The organism is Cellulomonas triticagri (assembly GCF_003696205.1).
GTDB lineage: Bacteria > Actinomycetota > Actinomycetes > Actinomycetales > Cellulomonadaceae > Cellulomonas > Cellulomonas triticagri.
On the sequence record NZ_RFFI01000172.1, the window covers coordinates 1 to 5,570 of the forward strand.

Here is a 5,570-nt window from a genome sequence, read left to right on the forward strand (position 1 = left end):
CGGGCGCGCAGCAGCGCCGTCGCGTCCTCGGGCGCCAGGCCGGTCTGCGCGACGACCATGCCGACGGCGCGGTGCACCCGGCGGTCGAGCAGGTCCAGCCCGCCGGCGCCGACGACGACGGGCGCGAGCGCGTCGGCGAGCACCTGCCCGTCCTGCACGGTCTCGCCCGGACCGGAGGGCCGCCCGCGCCCCTCGTCCTGCGGTCCGCCGAGCGGCAGCCCGTGCACGGTGAGCACCGCCACCGCCGAGCCGCCCGAGCGCACCGGCCACGACCGCACGGCCACCGCGCCGTCGGCGACCTCGCCCGCGAGGACCGCGAACACCGGCAGGTCCTCGGCGGCGTCGTCCGGGTCGCCGAGCACCGTGCCGACGGACCGGCCGGAGCGGAACGCGCGCAGCCCGGGCCCGTCGCCGACGAGCTCCTCGATCTCGTCCAGGCGCGCCGCGACGTCGTCGGTGGCGAACGCCGCGAACCGGCTCGGCCCGGCCGGCGCGCAGGTCAGCACGGCGCCACCCGCACCGAGCAGGCCGACGGTGCCCCGGCACAGGCGCTCGGTGACGGGGGCGGCCGGGGCGGCCGCGACGACGCGCGCCAGCGCGCGCAGCAGGAGGGTGCGGTCGGTCACGGCGTCAGTGTGAGTCGGGTCACCACGCCCCGCACGTCGAACCGGACGGACCCGCTGCTCCGGGCGGGTGACGGGGCTGTCGGTGGGCGGCGGCAGACTGGGGCGCGTGGACGACCTCACCGACCCGAAGACGACCCTGCACCACTACCTGCGCGAGCAGCGGGCCGGGCTGCTCGCCAAGCTCGACGGGCTGTCCGAGTACGACGCGCGGCGCCCGCTGACGGCGTCGGGCACCAACCTCGCTGGCTTGGTGAAGCACGTCGCGAGCGTGCAGCTCGACTACCTCGGCGAGGTCTTCGACCGGCCGCACGGGCGGGTGCTGCCGTGGTTCGCCGAGGGGGCCGAGCCCGAGGCCGACCTGTGGCTCACCCCCGAGGAGACGCTGGCGTCGGTCCGTGACCTGCACGCGTTCTCCGCCGCGCACGCCGACGCGACGATCGCTGCGCTGCCGCTCGACGCCCCCGGCCGGGTGCCGTGGTGGCGCGCCGGACACGACCACGTCACGCTGCACCGCGTCCTCGTGCACCTCGTCGCCGAGACGGCACGCCACGCGGGCCACGCCGACATCCTGCGGGAGTCCCTGGACGGGGCGATGGGCAACGGACCCGCGGACCCGAACGTCCCCGACCGGGACACCGACGGCTGGTCCGCGCACCGGGCCCGGGTCGAGGCCGCCGCCCGCGCGGCGGGTGCGGCCGACGGGAGCGCGCCGAGCGCCTGACGGGGCCGCACCGTGCCAGGAGGTGCCCGGCCGTGCCGTGCCGAGCCGTGCCGTACCGGGCGGCGCGGCGTCGGGTGGTCAGCCCGTCGCGAGGACGATGCGGTCCCGACCCTCGGCCTTCGCGCGGTACAGCGCCGCGTCGGCGCGGGCCAGCAGCGCCGCCACCGGCTCCTCCGGCAGCCGCGTCGCCACGCCGATGCTCACCGTCAGCCGGGCGCCGGGCATCAGGTCGTCCCAGGCCAGGGCCGCCACCTGCGCGCGGAGCCGGTCGCAGACGTCCGCGGTCGGCGGGCCGCTCAGGCCGTCCAGCAGCACCGCGAACTCCTCGCCGCCGTACCGCGCCGCGAGGTCGCCGCGGCGCAGCGCCCGCTGCAGCACGTCGGCGACCCGGACCAGCACGGCGTCACCGACCTGGTGCGACCAGGTGTCGTTGACCTTCTTGAAGTGGTCGACGTCGACCAGCGCCACCGTGAACGCCCCGCGCTCGGCCGACCAGCGGTCGAGCTCGGTGTCCAGGGTGCGCCGGTTCGCGAGCCCCGTGAGGCCGTCGTGCGCGGCCTCGTGGGCCAGCAGGGCGTTGCGCTCCTCCAGCGCCTCGGAGCGACGCCGCTCGGCCTCCGCCTGGCGCTCGGCCTGCTCGACCTCCATCTTCGCGCCCAGCAGCGCGGCCCGGCGCTCGGCCTGGGCGTCGCCCATCCGCACGGTGAGGGCGTGCAGCTCGCGCAGCGCGGCGAGCGCCGCCGGGGCGTCGCCCAGCGCCTCGTGGCCGTCCGAGAGCACGCGCAGCAGCTCCATGCGCTCCGCCGGGCGGCTCAGCGCGTCGCACAGCGTCATCCCCGACCGGGCCTCCGTGACCGCCCCGGCGACGTCGCCCGACTCCAGCAGCAGGTCCGCGCGCACTCGGTGCAGCGTCAGGAGCTGCTGCGTGGACGGGAACCGCCGCAGCATGTCCTGCGCGGCGTCCAGCACGGCGTTCGCCGACGCGGTGTCGCCCGCGAGCCGGTGCGCGATGGCCGTCGTCAGCCGCGCGTCCACGGCCGTCCGGCTCAGCCCGGCGGCGTCGGCCTCGTCCACGGCCTCCAGGGCCAGGACCAGCGCCCGGCGGGCCGACGCCCGCGCACCGCGCGGGTTGTCCACCGCGAGCCGCCGGCTGGCCTCCACGAACGTCCGCGCCAGGTTCGCCAGCGCGATCGACGCCCGGTCCGGGTCGCCCGCCGCGAGCCACAGCCGGCGCGCCTGGGTCAGCACGCCCGCGGCCTGCGGGGCGAAGTGCGGCAGCGACGTGTACACCGACCCGAGGATCGTCAGGACGTCCGCGGTGCCCTCGGTGTCGTCGGCCTCGCGCCGCAGGTCCGCCGCCCGACTCAGCAGGTCCACGGCGTCCTCGAGCTGCCCGAGGTCGTGGTGCACGAGGCCCTGGCGGGCCAGCGCCCGCGACTCCCACACCAGCGCCCCGCGCTCGTGCGCCAGGTGCTCGGCCCGCACCGCGTGGGCGAGCGCCCGGCTGTCCTCGCCGAGCGCGTGGTGCGCGACGGCCGCGTGGTACCGCAGCCGCATCTCCGCGCCCCCGGCCCGCTGGGCCTTCGCGAGCGGGAGCAGGTCCTCGGCGCGCCGCACGCACGCGGTCGCGTCGGAGTCCGCCAGGAGGGCGAGCTGGTCGACGGCCGCGTCCCAGTCGGTGGGCGGCACCGCCTCCGCCGCCTCGGTCAGTGTCGCCGTCATGTCCCTCGTCCCGCCCGCGTCGTTCGTCGGGTCTCCTGTTCCATCGGGCCGCCCACCAGCGGCGATGAGTGGGGGTCGCGTGGTTCACCCGGTCCGACGACGGGTTCACCCCGGGTGTGGGACCGTGTGCGCGTGAGTCCCGCAGATCCCCGCTCCCTGTTCCCGGGCAAGCAGTTCATCAGCACCGCGCTGGAGGCCCTGGAGACCAAGACCGCCATGTCCGGCGGCCTCGCCCGCCGGTACCTGCAGCGCGCTGCGATGGCCGGCGTGCTCATCGGGCTGCTCTACTGCGGCTACTACGGCGTGCTCGCCGCGTTCGACGCCGTCGACCTCGGCACGTCCACGCTGCGGCCCGTGGGCCGGCTGGTCGGGGCGTTCGTGTTCGGGTGGGCGCTGGTCTTCATCTACTACTCGCGGTCCGAGCTGCTGACCTCGAACATGATGATCGTCTCCATCGGCGCCTACCACCGGCGCACGTCCTGGCCGCGCGCGCTGCGGATGCTCGGCCTGTGCTACCTCGGCAACCTGGTCGGCGGCCTGTTCGTCGCGGTGCTGCTGCGGTTCTCGACCCTGGTGGACGGCGCCCCGGAGGCCGAGATGCTCGACTCCGTCGCCCACAAGCTCGCCTACGTGACCGACGGGCCGGCCGGGTGGGTGGATCTGCTGCTGCGCGCCGTGCTGTGCAACTTCCTCATCAACATCGCGATGCTGCTGGTCTACAACGGCCTCATCAAGGACGACGTCACCAAGTCGCTCGTCATGATCACCGCGGTGTTCCTGTTCGCCTTCCTGGGGCTCGAGCACTCGGTCGCGAACACGGTGCTGTTCTCCGTGGTCGGCCTGCGGGAGGGCATCGACCTCGCGGCGGCGGCGGGCAACGTCGGGCTCGCGCTGCTCGGCAACTTCATCGGCGGCGGGCTGCTCATCGGGCTGTACTACGCGTACGTGAACGACGACACCCAGTGGCTGCGCCAGCAGGGGGCCGCCGGCGGGGACGCCGCTCAGCGGTAGTCCGGACCGCCCGGCAGCCCGAACAGCTCCTCCAGGGTCGTCACCCCGCGCGCCCGCATCTCCGCCACCAGGTCCGTGCCGACGTAGCGCAGGTGCCAGCCCTCCGGCGCGTACCCCGTCACCGCCTGGTTCGCCGCCGTGTAGCGGACGAGGAACCCGAACTCCCCCGCGCGTGCCGCCACCCAGCGGCCCTCGGCCGTCTGCTCGAAGCACGCCTCGAAGTCGCACGCCGGGGCGCTGCTGCTGCCCACGTCCACCGCCAGCCCCGTCTGGTGCTCGCTGTGCCCCGGCCGCGCCGAGACCTCGTCCGCGCGCGGCTCGCCGAGGCGGCCCGTCCAGTCGGCGTGCACCTGCTCCTGGTACGCCGCGGACCGGAACCCGCTGCGCAGCTCCAGACCGACGCCCTCCGCGGCGGCCGCGGCGAGCATCCGGGACAGCGGGTCCGCGAGCGCCGCGCGCACCTCGTAGCCGCCGACGACCACCAGGTCCGTCGGGGCGTAGTCCCCGGGCACCAGCGGCAGCGCCTTGTTCACCACCACCCACGGGCTCGCCGGGTCGCCCGTCGGGTACCGCTCCAGCAGCGGCAGGGGCGTCGGCGGGTCGAGCGGCGTCGCGCGCGGCAGGTCCGGCAGGTCGAGCAGGTCCACGCCGTCGGGTGCGGCCGCGCGGTCCTCCGCGGGTGCGGCCTCGGTCGGGACGACCAGGGGCGGGTCCACGCGCGGGGCGGCGGCGCGGGGGTCGCCCTGGTCGGCGGACCGCGGCGCGTCGGCCTGGTCGGGCGCGGGGGTGCCGTCCGCGCGGTGCAGCAGCAGCCCTACCGTCAGACCACCCACCGCGAGGACCGACAGCACCTGCGCGCCCGTGCGGCGGGCCCGCTGCCGGGCCATGCCCGTGGCGTGCGCTCCCCCGCGTCGGCGCACCGGAGGCCGAGGCGGTCGCGACGACGACGGCGGGACGGGACGGCGGGGCACGCGGACTCCTCGCGGGGGACGACGGGTCGGTGCCAGTCTCCGCCGAAAGCGGGCGCGGCGAAAGCCCTGCGTGGCGAGCGGCACCGCGCGACGGTGCGCGGGCCGCGGTGCCGCGGGTTGAGTGCTGAGCCGAGGCGGCGGGTAGGTGGTCAGCGGCGCGCGGCGAGGGGGACGCGCAGCTCGTCGGCGAGCGCCGAGAGCGCGGCGTCCCGGCGCCGGGCGTGCAGCGCGAGCCCGCCCCCGGCCGTGCGTCGCACGGATCCCGCCGCGAGCAGCTCGTCGAGGGCCGCTCCGGCGTCGTGCGCCGTGAGCCAGCGCTCCGCGTGGGCCGGGTCCATCGGGCCGCCGATCAGCGCGGCCAGCAGCCGGGCCTTGGTCAGGGGGTCGGCCGCGCCGGTCAGCACGGCGGACCGGGAGGGCGGGGTCGCCCCCGAGGTCGGGGCGGGCGTCGGCGCGGACGGCGTCGGCAGGGCGGTCGGGGCGGTGCGGTCCGTCACGGCGGGCTCCTGGGCTCGGGGC

The 5,570-nt window shown here is 77.0% G+C and carries 5 protein-coding genes and 1 pseudogene; 2 read left to right on the forward strand and 4 right to left on the reverse strand.

Going from position 1 to position 5,570, the window contains the following annotated elements:
* Nucleotides 1–626: hypothetical protein (locus EBM89_RS19220; protein ID WP_122151212.1), on the reverse strand; the 626-nt coding region annotated here is incomplete at its 3' end.
* A gap of 106 nt (nucleotides 627–732) precedes the next feature.
* On the opposite strand from EBM89_RS19220, the gene EBM89_RS19225 reads away from it, so the two are divergent.
* On the forward strand, nucleotides 733–1,347 hold the full coding sequence (locus EBM89_RS19225) for a DinB family protein (protein ID WP_369408674.1): 615 nt from the start codon (nucleotides 733–735) through the stop codon (nucleotides 1,345–1,347).
* A gap of 78 nt (nucleotides 1,348–1,425) precedes the next feature.
* On the opposite strand, the gene EBM89_RS19230 is transcribed toward EBM89_RS19225, so the two are convergent.
* Nucleotides 1,426–3,069, reverse strand: a complete 1,644-nt coding sequence (locus EBM89_RS19230; protein ID WP_122151213.1) for a tetratricopeptide repeat-containing diguanylate cyclase — start codon at nucleotides 3,067–3,069, stop codon at nucleotides 1,426–1,428.
* A 132-nt stretch (nucleotides 3,070–3,201) separates the two neighbouring features.
* On the opposite strand from EBM89_RS19230, the gene EBM89_RS19235 reads away from it, so the two are divergent.
* Nucleotides 3,202–4,080, forward strand: coding sequence for a formate/nitrite transporter family protein (locus tag EBM89_RS19235; RefSeq protein WP_122151215.1), 879 nt, complete (start codon nucleotides 3,202–3,204; stop codon nucleotides 4,078–4,080).
* Here the strand turns inward: EBM89_RS19235 and EBM89_RS22295 are convergent.
* Both EBM89_RS22295 and EBM89_RS21530 read right to left on the reverse strand, forming a co-directional pair.
* Nucleotides 4,071–4,967: a M15 family metallopeptidase gene (locus EBM89_RS22295; protein WP_233571863.1), complete on the reverse strand. Its 897-nt coding sequence runs from the start codon at nucleotides 4,965–4,967 to the stop codon at nucleotides 4,071–4,073. The two genes, EBM89_RS19235 and EBM89_RS22295, sit on opposite strands and share 10 nt — an antisense overlap.
* A 233-nt stretch (nucleotides 4,968–5,200) precedes the next feature.
* Nucleotides 5,201–5,570: pseudogene (locus tag EBM89_RS21530) on the reverse strand (hypothetical protein); the annotation flags it as partial.

Coding starts and splice junctions, on each gene's coding strand:
- EBM89_RS19230 (WP_122151213.1), bottom strand. CDS start 3,069: ATGACGGCGACACTGACCGAGGCGGCGGAGGCGGTGCCGCCCACCGAC.
- EBM89_RS22295 (WP_233571863.1), bottom strand. CDS start 4,967: ATGGCCCGGCAGCGGGCCCGCCGCACGGGCGCGCAGGTGCTGTCGGTC.